The 24,821-nt window shown below is 67.1% G+C and carries 25 protein-coding genes and 1 pseudogene; 7 read left to right on the top strand and 19 right to left on the bottom strand.

Translation table 11 applies throughout. The features are described from left to right. Positions 1 to 141: 141 nt before the first annotated feature. The 5 genes from EJO66_RS26470 to EJO66_RS26450 form a co-directional block, all read right to left on the bottom strand. Complete coding sequence (locus EJO66_RS26470) at positions 142 to 861, bottom strand: pirin family protein (RefSeq protein WP_124961658.1); 720 nt, start codon at positions 859 to 861, stop codon at positions 142 to 144. Positions 862 to 1,082: 221 nt separating this feature from the next. Next, positions 1,083 to 2,003: an AraC family transcriptional regulator gene (locus tag EJO66_RS26465; RefSeq protein WP_125966606.1), complete on the bottom strand. Its 921-nt coding sequence runs from the start codon at positions 2,001 to 2,003 to the stop codon at positions 1,083 to 1,085. Positions 2,004 to 2,215: 212 nt separating this feature from the next. Further along, positions 2,216 to 2,938 carry a VOC family protein gene (locus tag EJO66_RS26460; RefSeq protein ID WP_124961660.1) on the bottom strand — a complete coding sequence of 241 codons (723 nt, stop codon included), beginning with the start codon at positions 2,936 to 2,938 and terminating at the stop codon, positions 2,216 to 2,218. Between the two features lie 4 nt (positions 2,939 to 2,942). After that, positions 2,943 to 3,917 carry a tripartite tricarboxylate transporter substrate binding protein gene (locus tag EJO66_RS26455; protein ID WP_185738408.1) on the bottom strand — a complete coding sequence of 325 codons (975 nt, stop codon included), beginning with the start codon at positions 3,915 to 3,917 and terminating at the stop codon, positions 2,943 to 2,945. Positions 3,918 to 3,976: 59 nt separating this feature from the next. Continuing rightward, the gene (locus EJO66_RS26450) at positions 3,977 to 5,671 is read right to left on the bottom strand and encodes a thiamine pyrophosphate-binding protein (RefSeq protein ID WP_125966605.1); all 1,695 of its coding nucleotides are present in this window, start codon (positions 5,669 to 5,671) and stop codon (positions 3,977 to 3,979) included. A 60-nt stretch (positions 5,672 to 5,731) separates the two neighbouring features. Here EJO66_RS26450 and EJO66_RS26445 point away from each other — a divergent pair, with 60 nt between their 5' ends. Beyond that, positions 5,732 to 6,448 carry a GntR family transcriptional regulator gene (locus tag EJO66_RS26445; protein ID WP_124961663.1) on the top strand — a complete coding sequence of 239 codons (717 nt, stop codon included), beginning with the start codon at positions 5,732 to 5,734 and terminating at the stop codon, positions 6,446 to 6,448. A gap of 24 nt (positions 6,449 to 6,472) precedes the next feature. On the opposite strand, the gene EJO66_RS26440 is transcribed toward EJO66_RS26445, so the two are convergent. Continuing rightward, positions 6,473 to 7,387, bottom strand: coding sequence for a LysR family transcriptional regulator (locus tag EJO66_RS26440; RefSeq protein WP_124961664.1), 915 nt, complete (start codon positions 7,385 to 7,387; stop codon positions 6,473 to 6,475). A 128-nt stretch (positions 7,388 to 7,515) separates the two neighbouring features. On the opposite strand from EJO66_RS26440, the gene EJO66_RS26435 reads away from it, so the two are divergent. The 4 genes from EJO66_RS26435 to EJO66_RS26420 are packed head-to-tail and all read left to right on the top strand — an operon-like array spanning position 7,516 to position 10,801. Beyond that, entirely contained in the window at positions 7,516 to 8,781 is a 1,266-nt protein-coding gene (locus EJO66_RS26435; protein ID WP_125966604.1) for an aromatic ring-hydroxylating dioxygenase subunit alpha, read from the top strand. A gap of 1 nt (position 8,782) precedes the next feature. After that, positions 8,783 to 9,253: an aromatic-ring-hydroxylating dioxygenase subunit beta gene (locus EJO66_RS26430; RefSeq protein ID WP_124961666.1), complete on the top strand. Its 471-nt coding sequence runs from the start codon at positions 8,783 to 8,785 to the stop codon at positions 9,251 to 9,253. Positions 9,254 to 9,261: 8 nt separating this feature from the next. Further along, entirely contained in the window at positions 9,262 to 9,579 is a 318-nt protein-coding gene (locus EJO66_RS26425) for a non-heme iron oxygenase ferredoxin subunit (protein ID WP_125966603.1), read from the top strand. 4 nt (positions 9,580 to 9,583) lie between these two features. Then, complete coding sequence (locus tag EJO66_RS26420; protein WP_125966602.1) at positions 9,584 to 10,801, top strand: NAD(P)/FAD-dependent oxidoreductase; 1,218 nt, start codon at positions 9,584 to 9,586, stop codon at positions 10,799 to 10,801. Positions 10,802 to 10,826: 25 nt separating this feature from the next. Here EJO66_RS26420 and EJO66_RS26415 read toward each other — a convergent pair whose 3' ends face one another. The 3 genes from EJO66_RS26415 to EJO66_RS26405 form a co-directional block, all read right to left on the bottom strand. Beyond that, positions 10,827 to 10,982: a hypothetical protein gene (locus tag EJO66_RS26415; protein ID WP_240648797.1), complete on the bottom strand. Its 156-nt coding sequence runs from the start codon at positions 10,980 to 10,982 to the stop codon at positions 10,827 to 10,829. Positions 10,983 to 11,062: 80 nt separating this feature from the next. Further along, positions 11,063 to 12,376: an FAD-dependent oxidoreductase gene (locus EJO66_RS26410; RefSeq protein WP_125966601.1), complete on the bottom strand. Its 1,314-nt coding sequence runs from the start codon at positions 12,374 to 12,376 to the stop codon at positions 11,063 to 11,065. Then, positions 12,376 to 13,374, bottom strand: coding sequence for a Bug family tripartite tricarboxylate transporter substrate binding protein (locus EJO66_RS26405; protein ID WP_125966600.1), 999 nt, complete (start codon positions 13,372 to 13,374; stop codon positions 12,376 to 12,378). The genes EJO66_RS26410 and EJO66_RS26405 overlap by 1 nt, the downstream gene beginning before the upstream one ends. A gap of 109 nt (positions 13,375 to 13,483) precedes the next feature. Between EJO66_RS26405 and EJO66_RS26400 the strand changes: the two genes are divergently transcribed. Next, entirely contained in the window at positions 13,484 to 14,377 is an 894-nt protein-coding gene (locus tag EJO66_RS26400; protein WP_125966599.1) for a LysR family transcriptional regulator, read from the top strand. A gap of 22 nt (positions 14,378 to 14,399) precedes the next feature. Then, the gene (locus tag EJO66_RS26395) at positions 14,400 to 14,771 is read left to right on the top strand and encodes a hypothetical protein (protein ID WP_240648795.1); all 372 of its coding nucleotides are present in this window, start codon (positions 14,400 to 14,402) and stop codon (positions 14,769 to 14,771) included. 105 nt (positions 14,772 to 14,876) lie between these two features. Here the strand turns inward: EJO66_RS26395 and EJO66_RS33415 are convergent, their stop codons facing one another. From EJO66_RS33415 to EJO66_RS32675, 10 genes and pseudogenes are all read right to left on the bottom strand, one after another. Further along, complete coding sequence (locus EJO66_RS33415; RefSeq protein WP_420856705.1) at positions 14,877 to 17,051, bottom strand: hypothetical protein; 2,175 nt, start codon at positions 17,049 to 17,051, stop codon at positions 14,877 to 14,879. A 627-nt stretch (positions 17,052 to 17,678) separates the two neighbouring features. Then, positions 17,679 to 18,590 (bottom strand): annotated as a pseudogene (locus EJO66_RS33410) (hypothetical protein); the annotation flags it as partial. Positions 18,591 to 18,871: 281 nt separating this feature from the next. Next, positions 18,872 to 19,372, bottom strand: coding sequence for a type II secretion system protein (locus tag EJO66_RS26385; protein WP_125966596.1), 501 nt, complete (start codon positions 19,370 to 19,372; stop codon positions 18,872 to 18,874). After that, positions 19,347 to 19,730, bottom strand: a complete 384-nt coding sequence (locus EJO66_RS26380; protein WP_125966595.1) for a type II secretion system protein — start codon at positions 19,728 to 19,730, stop codon at positions 19,347 to 19,349. The genes EJO66_RS26385 and EJO66_RS26380 overlap by 26 nt, the downstream gene beginning before the upstream one ends. A gap of 2 nt (positions 19,731 to 19,732) precedes the next feature. After that, a complete protein-coding gene (locus EJO66_RS26375; RefSeq protein WP_125966594.1) occupies positions 19,733 to 20,206 on the bottom strand; it encodes a type II secretion system protein in 474 nt (157 codons plus the stop codon). Further along, complete coding sequence (locus EJO66_RS26370; RefSeq protein ID WP_124961677.1) at positions 20,203 to 22,443, bottom strand: type IV pilus secretin PilQ; 2,241 nt, start codon at positions 22,441 to 22,443, stop codon at positions 20,203 to 20,205. The genes EJO66_RS26375 and EJO66_RS26370 overlap by 4 nt, the downstream gene beginning before the upstream one ends. Continuing rightward, complete coding sequence (locus EJO66_RS26365; protein ID WP_124961678.1) at positions 22,440 to 22,952, bottom strand: hypothetical protein; 513 nt, start codon at positions 22,950 to 22,952, stop codon at positions 22,440 to 22,442. The genes EJO66_RS26370 and EJO66_RS26365 overlap by 4 nt, the downstream gene beginning before the upstream one ends. Beyond that, entirely contained in the window at positions 22,949 to 23,542 is a 594-nt protein-coding gene (locus EJO66_RS26360) for a hypothetical protein (RefSeq protein ID WP_125966593.1), read from the bottom strand. The genes EJO66_RS26365 and EJO66_RS26360 overlap by 4 nt, the downstream gene beginning before the upstream one ends. Beyond that, positions 23,539 to 24,054 carry a PilN domain-containing protein gene (locus EJO66_RS32680; RefSeq protein WP_164547917.1) on the bottom strand — a complete coding sequence of 172 codons (516 nt, stop codon included), beginning with the start codon at positions 24,052 to 24,054 and terminating at the stop codon, positions 23,539 to 23,541. The genes EJO66_RS26360 and EJO66_RS32680 overlap by 4 nt, the downstream gene beginning before the upstream one ends. 5 nt (positions 24,055 to 24,059) lie before the next feature. After that, complete coding sequence (locus EJO66_RS32675; protein ID WP_164547916.1) at positions 24,060 to 24,800, bottom strand: hypothetical protein; 741 nt, start codon at positions 24,798 to 24,800, stop codon at positions 24,060 to 24,062. Between the last annotated feature and the right edge of the window lie 21 nt (positions 24,801 to 24,821).

The following is a 24,821-nucleotide window of genomic DNA, read 5'->3' as shown; positions in this document are numbered from 1 at the left end:
GGACTCTCCGTGTGTTGACGATAAAAAAAGGGGGGCTTCGCCGCGCCATGCATCTTCGTTTCTGCGAGGACGCATGTCTTGTCGATTAGTGAGGCGGTTTGGACATTTGCCGTCCGCGCTGGCCAAAGGCGCCCAGGGTTGTCAGAAGGAAGGCAACTCGTTCGGCCGCAGGTCGAACACCAGCACCTCGGCACCTTCGCCGCGCGCCAGGCCGATCCGGTCTTCGTGGCGCACGCGCGCGCCGTCGCCCTCCCCCAGGCGCTGGCCGTTGACCTCGACGCTGCCGCGCGCCACATGCACATAGGCATGGCGATTCGCTCCAAGCACCAGCGATGCGGCTTCGTCGCCGTCGAACAGGCCCGCATAGACGCGGGCGTCCTGATGCACGGCAAGCGAGCCGTCGCTGCCTTCGGGCGAAATGATCAGCCGCAGCCGGCCGCGCTTTTCCTCCGGCGCGAAATGCACCTGCTGATAGCGGGGCGCGACGCCCTTGGCATTCGGCGTGATCCAGATCTGCAGAAAGTGCAGCGGGTCGGTGGCCGACGAGTTGAACTCGCTGTGGCGCACGCCGGTGCCCGCGCTCATCATCTGCACGTCGCCGGGGCGGATGACGGAGCCCGTGCCCATCGAGTCCTTGTGCTCGAGCGCACCCTCGAGCACGTATGAAAAGATCTCCATGTCGCGGTGCGGGTGGGTGCCGAAGCCGCGGCCCGGATGCACGCGGTCGTCGTTGATCACCAGCAGATCCGAGAAACCTTCCTGCGCCGGGTCGTGGTAATGGCCGAAGGAAAAAGTGTGGCGAGACTTCAGCCAGCCGAAGTCCGCGAGTCCGCGGTCGTCGGCATTGCGAATTTCCAACATGATTCAAGCCTTTCTGATTCGATGAATTCGATTGAACTCAAAACAGGTCTCGAAGGAAATCTCCGAGCTAGGGCTGAATCTTCTTCGCTCAACGAGGGCCTGTTGGCGAAACTTTTTGGCGGCAATGATCGAAGTTTTCGATCATCGTTTTGGGGCTTGTCTCACATGCGCCGGACAGAGTTCGCCCCCGCTGCCGCGGGATGCTTGCAGCGGCAGGGGCTTCAGTCGGCCCGGCTGCGGCGCCAGCGTGCCGGCGAGGTGCCCGTGCGGGCCGAGAACACGCGGGTCAGGTGGCTCTGGTCGGCAAAACCGCAAGCCACCGCCACCTGCGCAATCGAGCGCGCGGGGTCCTGCAGCAGGCGCTGCGCCGCCTCGATGCGCTGGCCCACGAGCCAGGCATGCGGCGTCTGCCCGGTGGTCTGCTTGAAGGCCTTGCTGAAGTGGCTGCGCGACAGCGCGCACTCGCGCGCCGCATCGGCCAGCGATACGTCACCCGCGAGGTGCTGCATCAGGAACGCCTTCGCGCGGCGCTCCTGCCAGGGCGCCAGCCCCCGGGTCCGTGCAGGCGCGGCGCCGCCCACATCGCCGTAGACATGGACCACGTGCGCCTTCAAGGCCAGCGCCACATGATCCACGAACAGCCGGCTCGCCTCCTGCGGGTGCATCAGCACGGGCAGCATCGCCCGGCCCAGGCTGGCGATCACGGGGTCCAGCGCGCCGGCATCGCAGCGCAGCCCGTTGACGCGACGGGGCATCTCCATCTCTTCGGCGAACGCATCGAGCGCGGCGCGCGACAGGTGGAAGAACATCGAGTGAAACGGGCTGCTGACATACGCCGACGCGCGCTGCGACAGGTCGGCGATGTGGAGGGCGCCTTCCCGCTGCAGGCCCAGCTGGCGTGAATCGCCGTCCCGGACGATGCGCCGGCTGCCGCCCGGATTGATTTCCACGCTCAGCAGGAAGGCGTCTTCGGCCGGCAGAGGCGCCAGCACGAACAGGTGCGGCAACTCATAGTGCATGCGCGCAACGCCCAGTTCGCATCCCCGGCGCGTCCTGCTCACGAGCGACTGCACCGCGTCCACGCCGTACTGCATGGCCAGACGTTGGCCAAGCTGGCAGTCGGAAGCAAGAGTGTTCGGCATGTGGGAATGCGACAGGCGGCGCTGGCAGGCGGTTGGGCAAAAGCTGCATGGTAGCTTCAGCCACGCAGGGGCGCCTCGCTTGCCGCGCCAGGTCGGTTCAGGCCCGGGAACCAGCCGGCGGGGTTGAGCCCCATCTAGTCTGCACGGCTTGGCAGATCCAGATCTGTTGAAGCCGTCGCGGTAACCATGAGGGCCTCACGGGCCAAAAATGCCTACCGGACGTGAATCGCAACCCCGTGCGTGAGCGCCGGGTCGAACCGCAAGCCCTCGCGGGGCGCATCGACCGACAACGTGATCGCGCCCGGCCCTTCGCCGCGTGCCCTGTCCTGCTCCGCATGCAGCGCAATCTCGCAGCCCTGCAGCCGCACGACGCCGGCCTCCACGGCCTCGGGGCCCAGCAGCATGCGGTAGCGCGCCAGGCTGGCCGCCACGTCCCGCACCATCACCTGGACGGCGGCGATGCCTGTTGCGCCGTTGGGATGGCGCCGGACCTCGCCTTCCGGCACCCGAAGCGACCTCGGCGTGATGTCGGCGCACAGGAACGGCAGGTCATGGCGCTGCTGGCGCGCCGAGCTCCACGCGATGCGCACGCCATCGGGCCGGTTCCGCGCGCCGGGCACGGCCGTGAGTTCGACCAGGCCGCGTTCGCGCGCATCGGCCGCGGCCGCATCGATGTCGCGCGGCAGCAGCGCGAAGTCGACCAGGCCTTCGCCCGCCGCCTCCAGCACGCGCCACCAGCGCTCTTCGGGTGAAGGCGCCGAGTACGCGATCAGCTCCAGATAGCTGCCGTCCTCGAACACGATCAGCGCATTGGCGGTGTTGCGTCCCGGATGCCTGCCGCCCGCGGCCACGGTGAAGCCGGCGCGCCGGTAGTCGGCCATCGCCTGCTCCAGCGAGGCCACCGCGATCACCACATGGTCCAGCGCCATGGCCATGGTTTCACTCCTCCAGCTTGAGCCGGGTTTCGCGCACGAAGGCGGCCCAGCGCTCGTACTCGGCGCGGGCATGCCTGTCGACGCCGGCGCCGTCCGTGGCCATGACCTCGAAGCCTGCCTGGGTGAGCTTGCCGTGGACCTCGGGCGCTCGCAGCGCGGCGCGGAATCCCTCGGTCAGCGTGGACAGCTTGTCGGCCGGCGTGCCCGCGGGCGCGAAGATGCCGATCCATGAATAGGCCTCGAAGCCCGGGAAGCCGGACTCGGCCACCGTGGGCACGTCCGGCAGCTCGGGCAGGCGCTTCGCGCCGGTGACGGCCAGCGGCTTGATCTTGCCAGCGGCGATCTGGCCCTTGAGCGCGGCGTAGCTCAGCAGCGTGAGCTGCGAGACGTCGCCCAGCACGGCTTGCACCGCCGGTCCGCCGCCGCCGTAGGGCACGTGCAGCACGTAGATGCCGGCGCGGCGCTTGATGTCTTCCATGACCAGGTGGTTCATGGAGCCCACGCCGGTGGATGCGTAGCTGTAGCGCGCGGGTTCCTTGCGTGCACTGGCGATGAAGCTGCGCAGGTCCTTGGCCGGCACGGAGGCCGAGGCGCCGATCACGAGCGGAAAGCGTACCGCCAGGGTGATGCCGGCAAAGTCCTTGAAAGTGTCGTAGGGCAGCCTGGCCTTGGCGATGGGATTGATCGCATGCGTGTCGAAGCTCACCAGCACCGTGTTGCCGTTGGGCGCCGACTTGGCGACGTAGTTGGTGGCCAGCTGGCTCGCCGCACCGGGCTTGTTCTCCACCACGACCGGGCGGCCCAGGCGCTTTTCGAGTTCGGGCTGCATGATGCGCGCGGCGATGTCGGTGCTGCCGCCGGGCGGAAAGGTGACGACCATGTGCAGCGGCGCGTCCGAGGACTGCGCCGCCGCGCCGCCGCACAAGCCCGCGGCGGCCGCGGCCGCCAGGACCTGGCGTCTGTTGAATCGGATCTGCATCTTCTGTTGGCCTTTCATCAATGCTGCACGTGAAGCCTGGAGCGCGGTGAAGCGGCGGCTCAGCCCATCCACTGGCTGACCGGCACGGCCGTGTCTTGCAGCTGCTGCGAGATCACGTCCACCAGCGCCGGGCCGTCGTGCGCCAGTGCCGCCTTCAGCGCCGGCTCCAGCTCGGCCGGGTCCTCGACCCGCCAGGCCTTCACGCCGAAGGCCTCGGCCACGCGCGCGTGGTCGGTGCGGTCGAAATCCACCGAGAAGTAGCGCGCCTCGTAGCCCGTCTTCTGGCTGGCCTTGATCCAGCCGAACACCGAATTGGAGAACACGATCATCTTCAGCGGCACGCCGCGCCGCACGATGGTTTCCATCTCGCCGCAGGTGAAGCCGAAGCTGCCGTCGCCCATGACCGAGACCACCATGGCGTCGGGCCGGCCGAAGGCGGCACCGACGCCGGCGGCCATGGAAAAGCCGAGTGCGCCGTGGGCGCGGTTGGTGATGAAGTGGCGGCCCGCTTGCGGCGCATCGAAATAGGCCGCGAAGTACGGGCATGGCGTGCCTGGGTCGGCCACCACCACGGCTTTGGCCGGCAACAGGCGGTTCAGCGCATCCACCACGCGCTCGGGCTTGATGGGGCGGTCGGCAGAGTGCGCCAGGCTGGCGAAGAAGGCCTGCTTGCGCGCTTGGCTGCGCGCCACGACGGCTCGGCCGTCGACCGCATCGGCCGGGCGCTGCGCGCTGCGCGCATGCACCGCGTCAGCCAGCGCCGCCAGGCCCAGGCGCGCATCGCCCACCAGGGCGACGTCGGTCCGGTAGTTGGTGGCGATGGTGCCTGGGTCGATGTCCAGGTGCAGGATGGCGACCTCGCGCGCCGGCATCTTCCAGTGCTCGGTGGTGGTGGAGCCCGCGCGCGCGCCGACGAAGAGCACCAGATCGGCCTGGCCGATCACGTCGCGCGTGGCCTCCACGCCGCCGTTGGTGCCGATCACGCCGGCATTGAGCGGATGGCTGCCGGGCAGGCTGCCGCTGCCGCTGATCGTGAGGCAAACGGGTGCATTCAGCCGGGTGGCCAGCGTCTCGAGCTCGGTGTGGGCGCCGGAGATGACCACGCCTCCGCCGCACACGATGACCGGGCAGCGCGCCGCCGCCAGCATGGCCGCCGCGCGCTCGACCTCGGCGGGGTCCGGCGCGAAGCGATAGGCCGGGTAGCGGTCGTGTCCCGGCTGGGCCCAGACCTGCGAGGGATCGATGGCGTGCTTCTGCACGTCGTAGGGCAGGCAGATGTGCGTGGCGCCCGGCCGGCCCGTGACCATGGCGCGGAAGGCGCTGCGCACCGCATGCGGGATCTGGTCCACGCGGTCGACGGTGGTGTTCCACTTGGTCAGCGGCTGGTAGAGCGCCTGCTGGTCCAGTTCGGTCAACGGAAACTTGCCGCGCGCCCCCACCGACACGTCGGAGGTGATGCCCAGCACCGGGATGGCCGACTCGTTGGCCTCCACCAGGCCGGGCAGCAGGTAGGTGGCGCCGCCGCCGCTGGGGCCTTCGCAGATGCCGGGCCTGCCCGTCACGCGCGCGTAGGCGTCGGCCATGTAGGCCGCGCTGCGCTCGTCGCGCGTGAGCACGTGGTCGATGCCGTGGTCCAGGCGCGCCAGCGCGTCATAGAAGGGAAGGCTGGTGTCGCCGCACAATCCGAAGATGTGCTTGACGCCGTTGAGTTGCAGCATGCGCACCATCGCATCGGCGCCGTTCGTGGAAGACATTCTCGATGAGCTCCAGCGGATCGTGACCAGTTAAGAATTCATTTCAGTATACTTAAAAACATGCCAAGCACAAGCAGGCGCGGGGCATCCGCGCCCATCTCCAAAATGCGCCGCGAACGCGGCTCGGGTGTTCTCGAGGCGCTGCGCAAGATGGCGATCTCCTACCAGCTCAAGCCCGGCGAGCGCCTGAGCGAGATCGAGCTGTCGCAGCGCCTGGGTGTGAGCCGCACCCCCGTGCGCGAAGCCTTGGCGCGCCTGGTGAACGACGGCTTCCTGCTGCCTGCGTCGCGCGGCTTCGTTCGGCGGCCGCTCGATGTCCAGGAGACGCTCGACCTGTACGAGGCCCGCGTGGCCGTCGAAAGCGCCTGCCTGTCGCTGGCGATCCAGCGGGCCACCGACGAGGAGATCGCCCAGGCCAAGGCCTACCTGGCCGCCAGCCAGAAGGCCGCGCCGGACACGCCGGTGGAGCAGTTGGTCGAACTCGACGAGGGATTCCACCTGCGCATCGCGGACATGGCGCGCAACCAGGAACTGCGCCGCATGCTGGGCGTGCTCAACGAACGGATCCGCTTCATCCGCTGGATCGACATGGAGAACGTGGGACGCAGCGCCACGCAGAAGGAACACCAGCAGATCCTCAAGGCCCTGCAGGCGCGCGACGAGGCGGCGGCGCAGCAGGCGCTCAAGGCGCACATCGGGCTGCGCAAGGAGCAGATCGTGGAGGCGATTGCCAAGGGGCTGGCGAGGATCTACCTGCCACCAGAGGCCGTGCGCTGAAAGACACCCGGCGCCGGCGCAAGCTCAACCCGGCCCACCCTCCCCATGAAGCCGCACGATCAAGGCGCGCAGCCAGGCAACGGCGGGGTCCCGGTGATAGCGGCCGTGCCAGAACAGGCTGATCGCAATCTCGGGCAGCCTGGCCGGATGCCGCACATGGGACAGGCCGAACGGTTCGGCCAGGGCCTGGGCGAGCCGCTCGGGCACTGTGGCCACGAGGTCGGAGCCGTGCAGGATATGGCCGACCGCCACGTAGTGCGGCACGGTCAGGACGACCTTGCGCACGATCTTCTTGCGGCTGAGAAGCTCGTCCGCCTTGCCGTGGCCGGTTCCCTCCGAGACCACGACCACGTGCTCGGCCCTTGAGAACTCGGCCAGCGAGATCTGGCGCTTGTCGAGCGCATGCCCCCGGCGGAACATGCAGACGTAGTGCTGCTTGAACAGCCGCCGCTGGAAGTAGCCGCTCTTGAGCTGCGGCAGCAGGCCGATGGCCAGCGTGACGTGGCCGGACTCCATCTCGTCCTGGAGATTGACCGCCGTATTGCGGACGGTGCTGATCGACAGGCCCGGCGCCACGCGCGCCAGCTCCTTCATCAGCTTGGGCAGGAAATAGATCTCCCCGATGTCGGTCATGCCGATGGTGAAGGCGCGCGCCGAGGTGGCCGGATCGAACGAGGTCCGCTGGTTGATGGCGGCATGGATCGTCTGCAGCGCGCTCGCGGTCGGCGCGGCCAGCTGCTCGGCGAAGGGCGTCGGCTCCATGCCCTTGGGCGTTCGAAGAAACAGCGGGTCGTCGGTGAGCTTGCGCAGGCGCGCCAGCGCGTTGCTCACGCCCGGCTGCGACAGGCCGAGATTCGTCGCCACCTTCGACACCCGCCGGTCGATCAGCAACTGGTTGAACACCACCAGCAGGTTGAGGTCGATGTCCTTGAGCTCCACGGCGTCCCCATTCGCGAAATCTATATGAAGTATTCGGCACATTCTATTGAACGATAGCCTCGAACTGCCGATCATGGGGGACCACGAGACGAGCGGCCCCAACGACGCGGCTGCACAGGAGACAAAAAATGGACGACACATCCGCCGTCTTTCCGCAGCAGATCCGCTGGGAAGGCAAGGGCACCAGCCGCATTCCCTTCATGGCCTACACCGACGCCGACCAGCACCGGCGCGAGCTCGAGCGCCTCTTCTATCGGGGCCACTGGTGCTACGTGGGCCTGGAGGCCGAGATTCCGGAGGTCGGCGACTTCAAGCGCACCGTGATCGGCGAGCGCTCGGTGATCATGGTCCGGGATGCCGAGGATTCCATCAGCGTGGTGGAAAACGTGTGCGCGCACCGGGGCATGCAGTTCTGCCGCGAGCGGCACGGCAACCGCAAGGCCGGCGGGTTCACCTGCCCCTATCACCAGTGGAACTATTCGCTCGGCGGCGACCTGCAGGGGGTGCCCTTTCGCCGAGGCGTGAAGCAGGACGGCAAGGTCAACGGCGGGATGCCGGCCGACTTCAAGCCGGCCGACCACGGCCTCAACAAGCTCCGGGTCGCCACGCGCGGCGGCGTCGTGTTCGCGTCCTTCGATGCGCAGGTGGAATCGCTCGAGGACTTCATGGGCCCGGAAATCCTGGGCTACTTCGACCGGCTCTTCAACGGCCGCAAGCTCACGATCCTCGGCTACAACCGCCAGCGCATTCCCGGCAACTGGAAGCTGATGCAGGAGAACATCAAGGACCCGTACCACCCGGGCCTGCTGCACACGTGGTTCGTCACCTTCGGGCTCTGGCGCGCGGACAACAAGTCGCAGCTGAAGATGGACCGCCATCACCGGCACGCCGCGATGATCTCGACCCGCGGCGCGAGCGGCAAGGCGGACCAGGTCACCCAGGTGTCGAGCTTCAAGGAAAGCATGAAGCTCAACGACGACCGCTTCCTGGACATCGTGCCCGAGCCGTGGTGGCGCGGCCCGACGGCCGTGATGATGACGCTGTTCCCGAGCGTGATCTTCCAGCAGCAGGTCAACAGCGTCTCGACCCGGCACATCCAGCCGAGCGGCCCTGGCGCCTTCGATTTCGTCTGGACCCACTTCGGTTTCGAGGACGACGACGACGCGATGACGCAGCGGCGGCTGCGCCAGGCCAATCTCTTCGGACCGGCGGGCTTCGTCTCGGCCGACGACGGGGAGGTGATCGAGCTCTCGCAGAAGGGCTTCGAGCAGAAGCCATTCCACCGCACGCTCGCCGAGCTCGGCGGCCGCGAAGTCGGCGACACGGACCACATGGTCACCGAGACCCTGATCCGGGGCATGTACGAATACTGGCGCAAGGTCATGGAGGCTTGAGATGAACTTCCAGGACTACTTCGAGCTGACCCAGCTCTACGCCCGCTACGCCCAGGCGGTGAGTTCCGGCCAGTGGGAACTCTGGCCGGAATTCTTCACGGAAGACTGCAGCTACCGCCTGCAGCCGCGCGAGAACCACGAACGCGGCTTTCCGCTGGCCACGCTGTCGTTCGAGAGCAAGGGCATGCTGAAGGACCGCGTCTACGGCATCCGCGAGACCCTGTTCCACGATCCCTACTACCAGCGCCACGTCGTCGGCACACCGCTCGTGCTGAAGGCCGAGGCGGACCGCTTCGAGTGCGAGGCCAACTACGCGGTGTTCCGCACCAAGCTCTCGGAACTCTCGAGCGTGTTCAGCGTGGGGCGCTACATCGACGTGGTCGTACGCACCGCCGAGGGACTGAAGTTCGCCTCGCGCCAGGTCATCTACGACAGCGAAATGATCCCCAACTCCGTCATCTATCCCCTCTGAGGCCAGCCATGAGCGATTTCCAATGGACCGAGGCCGCAGCGGTCGATGAAGTGCCCGCCGACGATGTCGTCGGCATGCAGGTCGGCGGGCGCGAGATCGCGCTCTACAACGTGGACGGCCGGATCTACGCGACCGACAACGTGTGCACCCACGGCCATGCGCGCCTGTGCGAGGGCTTTCTCGAAGGGCACGAGATCGAATGCCCGCTGCACCAGGGCAAGTTCGACGTGCGCAATGGAAAGCCGACCTGCGCGCCGGTGACCGAGGCGATCCGCTCGTACCCCGTGAGGATCGACGCGGGGCGCGTGTTCCTCTCGCTCGAGTGAAGCCATGAACGCCGAGACCATCGCCATCGTGGGCGCCGGCCAGGCCGGCGGCTGGGCCGCGCAGACGTTGCGCAGCGAGGGTTTCGCGGGACGCGTGGTGCTGATCGGCGACGAGCCGCATCGTCCCTACGAACGTCCGCCGCTGTCCAAGGCGGTGCTCTCCGGGGACGCGCATGCGGACACGACCCACCTGCTGAAACCGGAAGCCTTCGACGCGCTTCGCATCGACTGGCGGCCGAATGTCGGCGCGACCTTCATCGACCGGGCGGCGAAGCAGCTCCACCTGACGCGTGGCGCGCATGTTTCGTACGACAAGCTGATTCTGTGCAGCGGCGGCCGGGCGCGCCGCTTGAATATCCCCGGCGCGGATCTGCCCGGCGTCTTCACCCTGCGCAGCATCGGGGATGCGGCGGCGCTCGGTGCCGCGCTGTCTGCCGGCAAGCGGCTGCTCGTCGTCGGGGGCGGCTGGATCGGGCTCGAGGTGGCCGCAACGGCCCGGAAGAAAGGCCTGGACGTGACCGTGGTGGAAGCGATGGGCCGGCTGTGCGAGCGCACCGTTCCACCGGAAATCTCCGGCTACCTGCTGCAGCTCCATGCCGCGCATGGCGTGGACGTTCGGCTCGGCACGGGCATCGGGCGCCTGGCGCAGAACGCGCGAGGCGGCCTCACGGCGTCATTCACCGATGGGCGCGCGCTCGAATGCGACGCGGTCCTCGCCGGTGTCGGCCTGGTTCCCAACGACGAACTTGCACGCGAGGCGGGCCTGGCGTGCGATGGCGGCATCCTGGTCGATTCGCAGTGCCGCTCATCCGATCCCGACATCCTGGCCGCGGGAGACGTGGCCACATGGCACTGCGAATGGGCGGGGCGGCGGATGCGGCTCGAATCGTGGCAGAACGCCCAGGAGCAAGGCATTGCCGCCGCGCGCGCCGCGCTCGGCATCGCAGTGAACCATCAGCCGCTGCCCTGGTTCTGGTCGGACCAGTACGAGATCAACCTGCAGATCTTCGGCATGCCCACGCCGGCGCATGATGTGGTCGTGCGCGGCGACCGGAATTCCAGCAGCTTCGTGATGTTCTTCCTGGACGCCGGCAAGGTCGTTGCGGCGCTGGGCCCCAATGCCGCGCGCGACCTGCGCTTTGCGCGGCGGCTGATCGAGCGCCGCACCAGCGTCGATGCGGCGCAGCTCGCCGACCTGCGGGTGCCGCTCGCGAAGCTGTGAGGCCATCACGCCCCCGTCGCCCGCCCTACTTCAAGGCGGCACCGCCCCGTGCAAGGTACTGGGCCGACAGGGGCGCAAACTGGCCGCCATCGGTGCTGATCGAGTTCTGGACGCTGCCTCCGGCACTGAAGACGATGGCGCAGGCGGAGGTGTCGCCGTACTCCTGGGCGTTGCGCAGCATGTAGTCGACATGGTTGTCGCGGTAGCGGCCGACAAAAAAGGGAATGTCGAAGCAACATTCCGTGTCGCAGACCCTACGTGTCAGGCCAGCTTGGCCCCGTCCCTGAGCAGACGCTCGCGCAGTGCCGGCATCGACACCGCACGAACGCGCCCGCCCTGCTTCGGCTGCGCGGCCATTGCAGCCGCCGCACCGGCCGCCTGGCCCACGGCCATCGAGATGGTCATGACGCGGATCGCGGCGTGCGCGCTGTGCGTTGCCGAGACGCCGCGCCCGACCGCCAGTGCGTTGTCGAAACCGACCGGAACCAGGCTGCGGTAAGGAATCTGGTAAGCGTGGTCGCCGCCGAGCCCTTCGTAGCGCAGTTCTCCGCCGGCAGCCGGATGGATGTCGATCGGATATGCACCGGCGGCAATCGCATCGGGGAACTGCTCCGGGCGCAGCAGTTCCTCGCTGGTCAGGACATGGTCGCCGACGATGCGGCGCGTTTCGCGAACGCCGACCTGCGTGCCGAAAGCGCGCAGCTGGCCTGCTTCGCAGCCCGGCACGCATCGCCGCAGGTACTGGGCCGCTTTCCAGGCCTGGCGCCGGCCATCGATCTCGGCGGCGCCCAGCGCCATCGCATCCGTGGCGTCGATGCCGAGGCGGCCGATGTTGAACCAGGCGTCGGTGCTGAACGGATCGCGGCTCGCGTGCAGCGCGGCGCGCGCCAGCTGCCCCTCGTCGTAGCCGCGCCGCGCCAGGACCGCGATCTCGGTCTTCGAAAGGGCTTCGAAGCGTGCGAAGTCGATCGGTCCGAAGCGGAACATCATCGTGGCCGGCTGCAGCGCCTCGCCATCATCGAGTTCGAGGAAAGCAGCGTCCGCGCGCTTCAGTGCATCGATGTCTCCGGACGCGTCGATCAGCACCTGTGCGCGCAATTCGACCACGCCGCTCTTGGTCAGCACATGCACGGCATCGATGCGCCGCCCTGTCACCCGGACGTCGAGCACGCTGGCGTGCAGCAGCGGGCGCACGCCGGCTTCCTGGACCATGTCGTCCAGTACCAGCTTGAGTACCTCGGGCGCGTATTCGACGCGGTCCATCCTGTGGCCCGTCGACATCACGAAGCTCGCGTGCTCGCCGGCGCCGCCGTAACGGCCGAGCCGCATTACGACTTCGTCGGCCAGGCCCCCGATCACCCGGCGGCCGTTGGCCGTCTGCCAGCTGTTGAACTGCGCCACGGCACCGGCCGTGGCATTGCCGCCGAGAAAGCCGTGGCGTTCGACCAGCACCACCGAAGCACCGGCGCGTGCGGCCGCAACCGCCGCCATCGCACCGGCAACGCCCCCGCCGCAGACCACTACATCTGCGTCGATCACCGATGCGATGCGATAGCCGTAGCTTTTGTCTTCCATCACGAATCCGCCTTGATGCCGCGTGCCTTGATCACCTGCTGCCAGCGCGCACCCTCGGCTTTCAGGTACTGCGCCGTGGCCTCTCGGCCGCTCGCGACGGGCTCCACGCTCAAGGACGCGAAGCGAGTCTTCACGGTATCGGTCGCCAGGGCCTGCGTCAGCAGCGTTTCCAGGCGGGCGAGGCCTTCCTGGGGAATCGTGCCCTTCGGCGCGAGCAGCGCTGCCCAACCCTGCACTTCGAGGCTGGGCTGCCCGAGCGACCGCAGTGTCGGCACGCCCGGCAGCGCGGCCACCGGCGCTGGCGAGGACACGGCCAGCGCACGCAGGCGGCCCGAGCGGATGTGCGCGATCACGCTGGGCAGGTTCAGGAACCCGCAGGACACCAGCCCGCCGATCAGGTCAGGCACCAGCGCGCTCTCGCCCTTGTAGGGAACACTGGTGATCGTTGTTTGCGTCTGGATCGCGAACAGCTCGGCCGTCAGGTGCGCCAGCGTGCCGTTGCCGCTGTTGCCGGCGGTGAGCGTGCCGGGCTGTGCCTTGGCTTCGGCGACCAGATCGGCAAAACTGGCGATCTTCGAGGACGCAGGCACGACCAGGACCAGCGGCTGCGCCGACACCATGCCGACCGGGTCGAAGTCGCGCGCCACGTCGTAGCTGATCGACGGATTCAGCACCGGATTGATCACCATGCTGTTGCTGCCCATGAGCAGCGTGTGACCGTCCCTGCTCTGCGCGGCGGCCATCACGCCGATGGCGCTGCCGGCGCCCGGCCGGTTCTCCACGATGACGCTCTGCCCCAGCGGAGTCGCCAGCACTTCGGCCAGCACGCGCGCCGAGCTGTCGGCGCCGCCGCCCGGCGCGAACGGCACGATGATGCGCACCGTCCTGCTCGGCCAGGCCTGTGCAGCCAGGCCGCGTCCTGCATGGGCGGCGGCAAGGGCAAGTGCGACGGTGGAAAGCACCGCGCGCCGGTTCATTGTTGGAAGGTGTTCGGTCATTCGCTTGTCTCTCATCTGGGGGCCATGCGATCGATCATAGGAAGCGGCGCCTTTGCCAGCCAATACCAAGATCTGGCGTTCCCATAACATCGTGTTATCCGGAGGCCAGATGAACCTGAGACAGATCGAGGTATTTCGCGCGGTGATGCTGGCCGGCTCCGTCACGGACGCCGCGCGCCTGCTCCACGTGTCGCAGCCGGGCATCAGCCGCATGCTGGCGCACATCGAGCTGCAGCTGGGCCTGCGCCTGTTCGAGCGCAAGAAGGGCCGGCTGCTGCCGACCCCGGAAGCGCAGGCCCTCCACGAAGAAGTGTCCGAGGTGTATGGCGGCATCCGGCGGGTGACGGAACGCGCCGAGGAGCTCAAGTCGGGCGCGCGGCTGTCGCTGCGCGTGCTGGCCAGCCCGAGCACCGCGCTGGTCGCCGTGCCGCGCGCCGTGGCGGCGCTGGCAAGCGAATATCCCGCGGCCAGGATCTACCTGGAGACACTGCCGACCCGCGAAATGCTCGGCCGCCTGATCCGCCGCGAAGCAGACCTCGCGATCTCGACCATCCCGACCGACAACGCGCTGCTGGCATCGAAAGCGATCGGACAGTGGCGCCTTGTCTGCGTGTTCCCCAGGGGCCATGCACTGTCGTCGAAACGTTTGCTGCGCCCCCGCGACGTGCTGAACGAGCGCCTGATCTCGTTCAGCCGGGACACGCCGCAGGGCCGCATCATTGCCGACTGGTGCGCCAGCAGCCAGGTGGAGGCGGCGTCATCGGTCGAGGTGCGGTCCGGCCAGATGGCTTGTGCGCTGGCAGCCTGCGGCGCGGGCATTGCGATCGTGGACGATCTGACGGCGCGCGCCTGTCGAAGCGACGAGTTGGACTTCCGGCCGATCGTCGGCAGTCCGACGCTCGGCATCTTCGCGCTCGCGCACGAGGGCTTCGCGCCTTCGGTGCTCGGCAAGCGGATGATCGAACTGGCGGCGGCCTCGCTGAAGCAGGCGGGGCGCGGATGAACACCGCGTCAGAATGCAGCGCATGAACAATCAGAGCGAAATGCGGGACACGGCCGAATACGTCCCTTTCGAGGAATTCCGCCAAGGCCTGCCGCAAGGGCGTTTTCGCGTGATCGTCAATCCGGCGCTGGCAGTGGCCTTCGTGTCCCACCGGACGTACGCCTTGCCGCTGGCGATTGCCCTCATCGGCCCGGGCATCGCCCTGGCGCTGGCCGGCCATCCATGGATAGGCGGGCCGCTGGTGGCGGGCGGCATTCTGCTCCGATGGTCTGTCAAGACCCGCGCGCCGCGCATCCTGCTGCACCTGGCCACGCGCGTGCCATCCGTCTACGAGCAGGCCACCGCGCATGGCGTGATGGAAGTACGCCGCGCCGATCCGGCAGCGTTGCGCTGAGCCGGATCGGCGCGGGCTTGTCCGGGACAGGCCGCGAAGGCCCGTCCCTTTTCAGAAGCATCCACCACCGCTCCTCTCGAAGAAGGACGGTGGCCGGATCGTCGATCAGCCCAGCAGGCTGTCCAGGATGCTGGCAACCGGCGTTCCGCTGCCGCCAAGCCCTTGATCGACCTGGCTGGTGATCGGAGCGATGGTCCCTCCCAGGAGGTCGCCACCAAGCAGGTTGCCGACCAGGCCGTCTTCGCCGAGCACGCCACCCAACAGGTCGCCACCGAGCAGGTCACCGCCCAGGAGGTCGCCACCGAGCACGTTGCCGACCAGGCCGTCTTCACCCAGCACGCCGTCGAGCAGGTCTCCGCCAAGCAGATCGCCACCCAGCAGGTTGCCGAGAAGGCCGTCCTCGCCCAGCACGCCGTCCAGCAGGTCACCACCGAGAAGATCACCACCCAGGAGGTCGCCGCCGAGCAGGTTGCCGACCAGGCCGTCTTCGCCCAGCACGCCGTCCAGCAAATCACCGCCGAGCAAGTCGCCACCCAGGAGATCGCCACCGAGCAAGTTGCCGACCAGGCCATCCTCGCCCAGCACACCGTCGAGCAGGTCGCCACCCAAGAGGTCGCCACCGAGGAGGTTGTCGACGATGCCGTCTTCGCCGAGCACGCCTCCCAGCAGGTCGCCGCCGAGCAGATCACCGCCCAAGAGGTCACCACCGAGCAGATTGCCGACCAGGCCGTCCTCACCGAGGACGCCATCGAGCAGATCGCCGCCAAGCAAGTCACCGCCCAAGAGGTCTCCACCAAGCAGGTTGCCAACGAGGCCGTCCTCACCCAGCACGCCGTCCAGCAGGTCGCCACCGAGCAGGTTGCCGAGAAGGCCGTCCTCGCCCAGCACGCCACCCAGCAGGTCACCGCCGAGCAGATCACCGCCCAGAAGATCGCCACCGAGCAGGTTGCCGAGAAGGCCGTCCTCGCCCAGCACGCCGTCCAGCAGGTCACCGCCGAGCAGATCACCGCCCAGAAGATCGCCACCGAGCAGGTTGCCGAGAAGGCCGTCCTCGCCCAGCACGCCGTCCAGCAGGTCGCCGCCGAGAAGATCACCACCCAGAAGATCGCCACCGAGCAGGTTGCCGAGAAGGCCGTCCTCGCCCAGCACGCCGTCCAGCAGGTCGCCGCCGAGAAGATCACCACCCAGGAGATCGCCGCCGAGCAGGTTGCCAACGAGGCCGTCTTCACCCAGCACGCCATCCAGCAGGTCGCCGCCGAGCAGATCACCGCCCAGGAGATCGCCACCGAGCAGGTTGCCCAGCACGCCGTCCTCGGACAGCAAGCCGCCGACCACGCCGTCTTCGCCCAACAGGCCGCCCAGCAGGCCATCGTCACCCAGCACGCCATCGGTCAGGCCGCCGAGCAGGCCGTCCTCGCCGCCCAGCAGGCCACCGAGCGGGCTGCCTTCGATCAAGCCGCCGACGACGCCGTTCACGCCGAGCAGGTTGTCCACCACGCCGTCCTGGCCGAGCAGGCTGCCGGTCAGGCCTTCGCTGCCCAGCACGCCGGCGAGCGTGCCTTCTCCGCCCAGCAGGCCACCGACCAGGCCGTCGTCGCCCAGCAGGCCGCCGAGTGCGCCGTCGCCGCCGAGCAGGCCTCCAAGCAGGCCCTCTTGGCCCAGCGGCCCGCCGAGCAGGCCGCCCAGCACGCCGTCTTCACCCAGGAGGCCGCCGACGACGCCTTCGTCGCTCAGCACGTTGCCCAGCAGGCCGCCGACCGCGCTGTCTTCACCCAGCAGGTTGCCGACCAGGCCGTCTTCGGCGAGCAGACCGCCTACGAGGCCTTCTTCTTCCATCAGGCCGCTCAGCAGGCTGTTCTCGCCCAGCACGCCTTCGACCACGTTCTCGACGACGCCGCCATCGCCCACGAGGTCTTCCAGGACACCGTCAAGGCCGAGGGCCGTGGTCGCGCCGCCCAGGATGCCGTTTTCGCCCACGAGGTTGTCCAGGCCGTTCTGAAGCGCGTCGGTGACGTGGTCGACCTGGCCGACCAGTGCATCGGTGGCGCCTTCGCCTAGCAGGGCATCGACGATGGGCGCTGCCACGCCGTCCACGCTGTCGACCACGGTTTCGGTGAAATCGTCCACCGGATCGAACTGGTTCGGATCGTCCCGTGTGAACTCCTCGCCCAGGATCGGAGACACGATGTCATCGATCAGGTCGGTCGCGCCATCGATGACGCCCGGCACCGGCGTGAGTGAACCACCCAGGCCCAGGTTGTCATCGGTCGAGCCGATCAAGCCGCCGGTGAGGTCATCGCCCGGGTCGAGGAGGTGATCGCCGTCTGCGTCGGCATCGGCATCGGCATCGGCATCGGCATCGGCATCGGCATCGGCATCGGCATCGGCATCGGCATCGGCGTCAGCGTCAGCGTCAGCGTCAGCGTCAGCGTCAGCGTCGGCGTCGGCGTCGGCGTCGGCATCGGCATCGGCATCGGCGTCAGCGTCGGCGTCGGCGTCGGCATCGGCATCGGCGTCGGCGTCGGCATCGGCATCGGCATCGGCGTCAGCGTCGGCATCGGCGTCCGCATCGGCGTCAGCGTCAGCGTCAGCATCGGCATCAGCATCAGCATCGGCATCGGCATCGGCATCGGCATCGGCATCGGCATCGGCGTCGGCGTCCGCATCGGCATCGGCATCGGCATCGGCATCGGCATCGGCGTCGGCGTCGGCGTCCGCATCGGCATCAGCGTCCGCATCGGCATCAGCGTCCGCATCCGCATCGGCATCGGCATCGGCATCGGCATCGGCATCGGCATCGGCATCGGCATCGGCATCGGCATCGGCATCAGCGTCCGCATCGGCATCAGCATCAGCATCAGCATCAGCATCAGCATCAGCATCAGCATCAGCATCAGCATCAGCATCAGCATCAGCATCAGCATCAGCATCAGCATCAGCATCGGCATCGGCATCAGCGTCCGCATCAGCATCAGCATCAGCATCAGCATCAGCATCAGCATCAGCATCAGCATCAGCATCAGCATCAGCATCAGCATCAGCATCAGCATCAGCATCGGCATCGGCATCGGCATCGGCATCGGCATCGGCATCGGCATCGGCATCGGCATCGGCATCGGCATCGGCATCGGCGTCGGCATCGGCATCGGCGTCGGCGTCAGCATCACTGTCGCTGTCGCTGTCTCCATCGTCGAGACCGCCGCCCGTACCGCCCCCGCTGCCAAGGAAGAACGGAACCGTTCCACCGTCGCTGCCGCCACCGCCGCCCAATGCCGCGCCGAGCGCGACTGCTCCGAGCGCGCCGAGGGCGAATTCACCCAGGCCGATACCGGCTGCGCCGGTGTGCGCCTTCGTGACGGCGACAGCTGCTGCGTCGGCATCGTTGTCGGGCGGTGTGATCTTGAGGTCGCCCGTGGCGACGTCGACGTTCACCTGCTCGAGGCCGCCCGGCAGCTTGGTCGATCCGAGCGTTGCGTCGGTGCCGCCGGTAAAGACGCCGGCCAACGGCGCCTTATTGGAAGGCGAGCCAGGAAACAACACGTTGGCCTGGCCACCTTCGGGTACCAGCACGCGGTCGCCGGTGAGAAGGGCGTGGCTGCCGTCCACGGGAATCCGGACGCCGTCGCGAATCAGCGCGGTGCCGGGAGTGGCATTGGAAAGCGACCCGATGCTGGACGGCCCGGAGGCGGCGACCGGCGGCACTGTGGACGATCCCATCGGAGCGATGGGGGTCACCGTGGCTTGGGCGATGACCACCGGTGCAACGTCGTTGTTGACGGCTCCGGAAGTGGATGGAATCGATGTCTGCGACGCGGTCATGTGAGAGGCCTCCTCGTTGGTTGGATGGTCACAAGGGGCAACATGCGTGCCACTGCCCTTCCGCTCCGGAGAATCCTCGTGCGATTTATCGCAAGCCGTTGATTTGAAAGGATTTTTGTCTGTTCATGCGTGCGGCGGAGGCAGCGCCGTTCGTCACAGGCACCCAAGCTTTTGGCTGTTGCTACGTTACGTGGGGGATCGCGTACCACGTAACACGGCCTGGAATCCGGCCGCGCCTTTGAGCTGCGCTTCCTTGCCGCGACTGGCCACGCCCCTGCATTTCAAGTCCCATCGTAGACAAACTGCCAGTCCGAATAATGCTGCGCCGGTGACTGCTTCAAGGTAATGCCGGCCGGCACCACCGAGCGGATTGGCTGGCCCGAGGAAGTGCTCGCCACGCCCCAGATGCCGCCCTGGGGCGCCAGGAGCGGCGTAAACGCCTTGGCGGTCATCGGGTCCCGATAGAGCTGCCGCAGATAGCGGCGCGTCACCAGGTGCCGTGAATCCTTCAGGAGGTCTTCGAGCTGCACGGGATAGCGACGCTGCCCGCTGGGTGCGCTCAGGTAGTAGTCCTTGATGGCCTCGCGGTACAGAGAGGCCACATGCACGAGTTCGGCCTCGCGCTCTCTTTGCGCACTCGCCGAATAGACATCCATCGCCTTGCCAACGCCCAGCGACAACAAGAACACCGCCAGCAGCATGAAGAGGTAGCCCACCCCTTGCTGACGGCGCCGCCGGTGCCGCGGGCCGGCGCGGCTACCAGGACTTGAACGCTGTGCCATCCAACGCAGTTCCGGCGGCGCCGCTGTGCACGTCGTGAACAACCTTCTTGCCGCCCTCTTCCTCGCGGATGGAAGGAACCCAGGAATCCCGGCGCTCGGTCACCGGATCCAGCGGGAGCGCTCTCAAATAGCGCTGGGCGACCAGGTCGGCGAGCTTCTCGGGGTAAGCGCCTTTGTCGCTGTAGTGCTGGTCGAGCGCGACGCGAAGCGCGACCAGGTTCTCCTTGAGCGCCGCCTCCTTCGCAACGTCGACCTTGTGCATGTAGCGCGGCACCACGATGCTGAGCAACGCTGAAACAATGGCCATCACCACCAGCAACTCGATCAGCGTGAAGCCGCGGCTTCTGTTGTTCACCATGCTCACCATTGCGTGTACGGCACGCCGTTCAGGCCCGCTCGCCTGCTGAGCGAATAGATGTCGTACACGTCCTCGCCTTCCTTGGGGCGATCGGCCTCGCTTGAATACGCGCGTTTGCCCCAGGTGGCGGCCGGCGCCAGCTTCATGTCCGCGTTCATGGGATCGCGCGGTACGCGGCGCAGGAAGAAGATCTTCCGGTGCCCCGGGTCCTTGAGGTCGGGCGTTCCCTGAACGAGCACATCGAGCGTTTCCGGATAGCCCGTGGTCGTTGCCGAGCGGTAGATGCGCCCCTCGTCTCCCGCACGCTTGTACGCGTCGATGGCACTGCGCACTTCGCGCAGCGCGATGCGCAGCTCCTGCTCCTTTCCCCGCTGGATCGACATCTCGGTGAGCGGCACCACAACGGACGCCAGGATGCCCACCAGCACCACGGTGACCATCATTTCGATCAGCGTGAATCCGCGGGCCGCGTTCATCGATGCACCGTGAACTGCTTGGGCAAAGTGACTGCGGCAGGGAGATCGGCGCCGTCCGCCCCCTTCACCCGAAGGTTCTGCACGGAAATGCTGACGGGCGACGCTGGCATTCTGGCTGCCTTCATCGTAATCACGGCAACCACCGCGCCTGGCTGTGTTCGCTTTCCTCCGCTCACGTGGATGATCTGGCCGGCTTGCGCCGTTTGCACCTGGGCACCCTCCGCTTCCTTGGCAGGCCGCGCCAGCTCGACGCCCGGCTGGTCCAGAACCAGGTCGAATTCGATCGATTCGTAGGGCGCGTCATGGTTGACCGTGACATTGAAATCGACGCCCAATTGCACGCGGTCGGGAACACGCAAATCCACGGCAGGAATCGCCGGGATTCCCCCAGGCATTCCGGACAGGCCGGAGCCCTGCGTCAACTGCGTGTCACTGCCACTGTATTGGCCAGTGGGCGTCAGCCGCATGGGCCTGACGGAGGCGTTGTCCGCCGTGCCGGACGGGAATTCGACGACATGGGCCGGCGGCGTCGGCATGGCCCGCACGATGCGCGGCGTGATCAGCAGGACGATTTCCGAGCGGCCATTGGTGTTGGTCTGGTTCGAGAACAGCCGGCCCACACCCGGCACCGTTCCAAGGCCGGGAATGCCCGCCGAATTGTTGTTCTGCTCGTCCTTCAAGAGACCTGCCAGCACCTGGGTTTCGCCATCGCGCAGGCGCAGCATCGTGCTCGCATTGCGCGTGCCGATCTGATAGGCCAGCAGTCCGGTGGTCGAGCGGATTTCCTTGACGACATTGCTCACCTCGAGGTCGATCGCAATCGTCACCTCGCTGTTCACGTGGATCTCCGGCACCACCTCGAGCTTCAGGCCCACGTCAAGGTAGCTGATCGACTCCGTCGACGCGCTGGAGGTCTGGTTGATCGTGGTGGTGATCACGGGCACCTTGTCGCCGATCAGGACCTTGGCCTTCTGCCGGTTGGTGACGCGGATCCGAGGGTTCGCGAGCGTTTTCGCATCGCTGCTGGTCTGCTTGAGGTTGAGTACCAGCAACGGATCAGGCAGGAACAGCTGGAAATTGTCGCGGTTGAGGTTTCTGATTTCATTGACCGTCAGCTGCCCCGCCAGCCCGGCCTTGCCAAAAACGCTGACGCCCAGCCGGTCCGGATACTGAACGCCCGCGTTGAGCAGGCCATTGGAGTTGACCTCCAGGATCTCCACTTCCAGCAGCACCTCGGGATCGGCAATGTCATAAGTGGCCACGAGGCGCTCGATGGCCGCGATGACGTCGAGGTTGTCGCGCACCACCATCATCTTGAACCGGTCGTCTACATAGAGCGACTTCGGATTGATCAGCGTCTTCACCATCTCCTGCATCTTCTTGGGGTCGGCGTTCTTCAGGTAGAACGTGCGCATCACCAAGTCTTCATAGCGCCTCTTCTTTTCGTCGGTGTCGGCGTAGATCAGCAGGGTCGACTCGTTGAGGATCTTCTTGTTGAGCTGGCTGGTGCGCAGCACGAGGTTCAGTGCGTCTTCCACCGAGGTGTTCTTCGCGAAGATCGTGGTCTTGATGTCGCTCTTCACGTCCTTGTCGACCACAAAGTTGACGCCCGACGTGCGCGACAGGATCTCGAGCACCATCTGGATGCCGACATCCCTGAGCTCCAGGGTCACGGGCTTCTTGAGGGCCTCGGACAGCACGGGATCGGCGGTGAGGCCGCGGTTCCTCTCCAGCTCGATGCCTTGGAGCAGCCTTTGCGCCTCGGGCTGCGACGAGTTCTCGGACAAGACGGATCGGAGGGAGCGCATCGCCGCCGCGGAATCGCCATTCCTGAGGGCCGCACTCGCCTGGCCCATCTGTTGCGATTCACGGGTATCGCGCTCGAGTGCGGCCAGGCCGGCGAGCGCCGCCTCGTTCTGAGGATCGATGCGGAGCATCGCCCGGTACCCCTCTTCAGCACCCGCGCTCTTTCTCTCCGCGGCAAGGCGGCGCGCTTTCTGCAGCATGTCGCGCAAGACGCCATCTCGGACCTGGAGGTATTTCAAGCGGTACCCGGTCGGGTCGGTCTTCGCCAGTTGGCCCAGCATGACCAGCGCGGCATCGTTGTTGCCTTCGGCCAGAAGCTGGTCGGCGCGCCGCTCCTCCAGGTAGGCGGCGCATCCCGACAGGAGCCCGATCAGCAGCGGGAGCACAAACAGCCTGGGCGATACGAAGGGAGCCGACATGTTCTTTTTCATTGCGCCGCAGTCACAGGGATCATGCGAATCTCATTCAGGGGAAGGTAGCGAAGCTCGATCTGCGTGGCGCTGGCCTTTTCGACTCTCCACTGCGGATCGACCAGGCTGCCGATCTCGACCACCTGCGGATCAGCCCCTTTGCCCAGGAAGACGTAGCTGCGCCCGTCCTGGTCGATGCGGCCGAGGTAGGTCAGCCCGGGGTCGGGTGCCGTGGGCTTTGGAGGCGGTATGGGCGGCGCCAGAGGCACCACGGGAGCAGCCGCAGCGACTGCCGCTTCGGCCGCACGCCGCTGTTCGGCGTCCGAGGGCCGCCATTCCTCGCCCGCCGGGCGCATCCAGGGTGCTCCTGAACCTGGCGAGGTGCTCGTTCGATCCTGCGAGGCATGCACCTGCGATGGGGGCGCGGCCGGAGTGTCCAGCGCGTCGGGTTTCAGCAAGGCAATCGCCGTCAATGCGGCCGTCAACAGCAAGGCGGCCTGCAACGGCTTGGACAAAGACAGCGCCTTCATCGCGCGCTCCCTGGGTCCGCCACTCGGTAATAGAGACTGGTCTCCAGACGGATGTTGAGCCTGTCCCCTGGCCCGGGCGTTCTTTCCATCGTCACGCGATCGATGCCCAGGTTGGGCATGCCGAGCAGCAGGTTGTGCAGAAACTTCCGATATGGCCCGTACTCGGCGGACACGGAAAGCTGCATCGTCATCCGCTGGCCGGGCAGATGTTCCAGCCTGCCGTGTCCGTACTCCACGCGGGAGAGCGCGACACCGCTTTCGCTTGCCAGGCTGTGCAGCGTCTGCATCTGCTGCTCCCGCATTTCCGTCGCCGGGAGAAAGGCCATGAACCCTGCGACCAGGTCTGCGCCTCCCCGCTCCGGAGCCACCGCCAGTTCCGCCGGGGAATCCACCGTTGCCATTGCCGTGTAAGCGCGGAGTTCGCGCAGCTCCTGGCGCAACGGCTTGTTCACCCAGAACTCGACGCCAACGCCCAGAACCAGGACGGCGACCGCAAGGAATTCAGGCCAGGCGATTTCTTCCCACGCGAGGCGCGCACCCCAGCGCAAGCGCGCGATGAACTCGTCGAAGCGAATCCCGCGGACGGTCATGGCCGATTCCATTCGGCCGCCAGTTGGAACGCCACCGGCTTGCCGCCGGGAACCGCGTTGTCCGCCTGCTTTGCCTCGGACAACGGCTCCACGGCGCGCCAAGAGGCATCGCCGCGCAAGCGCTGCACGAACTCGACGAAGGCCTGGCTGCTGTCCGCCTGGCCGGATATGCGCAGCCGGAACGCATCGGTTTCCGGCTGCACGCGGTTGACCACCACGTCATCCCTCACCGAGGCTTGCAGCGCATTCAGCATCGGCTCCCACGGGCGCTGCAGGCCGGACACCAATCGCTCCGTCTCGTCCACGGCTTCTCTGCGGACCGGTGACTGTCGCACCGGCCGTGTCCTATCGCTCGCTCGCTGCTGTGTGTCGAACTGCGCCACGAGGGCCTCCCGGCGTTCGAGCAGCTTATGGCGCGTTGCCAGCGCATAGCCGCTGCAAGCCGCGCCGATCACGAGAAGCACCACGGTGGTCTTTCGCCAAGGCGACCTCGATGCGAATTCCAGTTTCATCTCCATCAGAACACCCCGCACAGGGCAAAGGCGTAGGCCGTGTCCCGGGCTGTGAGGAAACCCTCGCCATCTGCAAGCGAAAGGCCGCCGCCCGCGCCGCCCCGCATCGAGGTGGACGAGAAAAGCCGCCACCGGTCCTCGCCTGCGCGCATCGCGGGCACCGCCTCGATGCGCGCTGCATCGAAGGGCCGCAGTGCCACTGCCTCTACATCGCCTTGCGCGTGATGAAGCACGACTTGCCGGTCGCCGTCGATCACGCACAGTGCGCCGCTTTCCTTCTCGAGCACGGAACGGAATCGGTCCCAGACCGCCGAAACGCTGGGAGCCACGCTTGCCAGACGGATCGCCGACGTTTGCGCATGCACCGCGAGCTCTGCGAGCAGCTCGTTGGAAACGAACGCGACCAGCTGCGCGCGGCCATAAGCGCTCTTGGCGAAGCGCATGGCGTAGGCGCCAGGGTCTTGCTTGAACTGCTGCTCGAACAGGGCCGCGGCAAATGCCTCCCGCAGCTTCCTGTCGGCCAGGTCGGGCGTCCATTGGAGAAGCAGGTAGCGGGCGTCGGATACCCCCAGCACCCATTCCTGCGACGCGCGCCATCCGCCCGCGCCCATCCATTCACGTAGCGACTGCAGGGCGGCTGCCCGCTCACCGGCGGCAAAGGCGAACCGTTCCTTGCGGACGACACGGCGCGTGCCGCGCTGTACCTGAACCTCGCAGGCCATCAGCGCGTCGGCGGCCAGATGCACCCTGTACCGGCGGCGAGCGCT

Origin of the sequence: Variovorax beijingensis (genome assembly GCF_003951285.1) — a bacterium.
Classification (GTDB): Bacteria; Pseudomonadota; Gammaproteobacteria; order Burkholderiales; family Burkholderiaceae_C; genus Variovorax; species Variovorax beijingensis.
The sequence above is the reverse complement of the archived record's forward strand: the minus strand, read 5'-3'. Positions and strand labels throughout refer to the sequence as shown.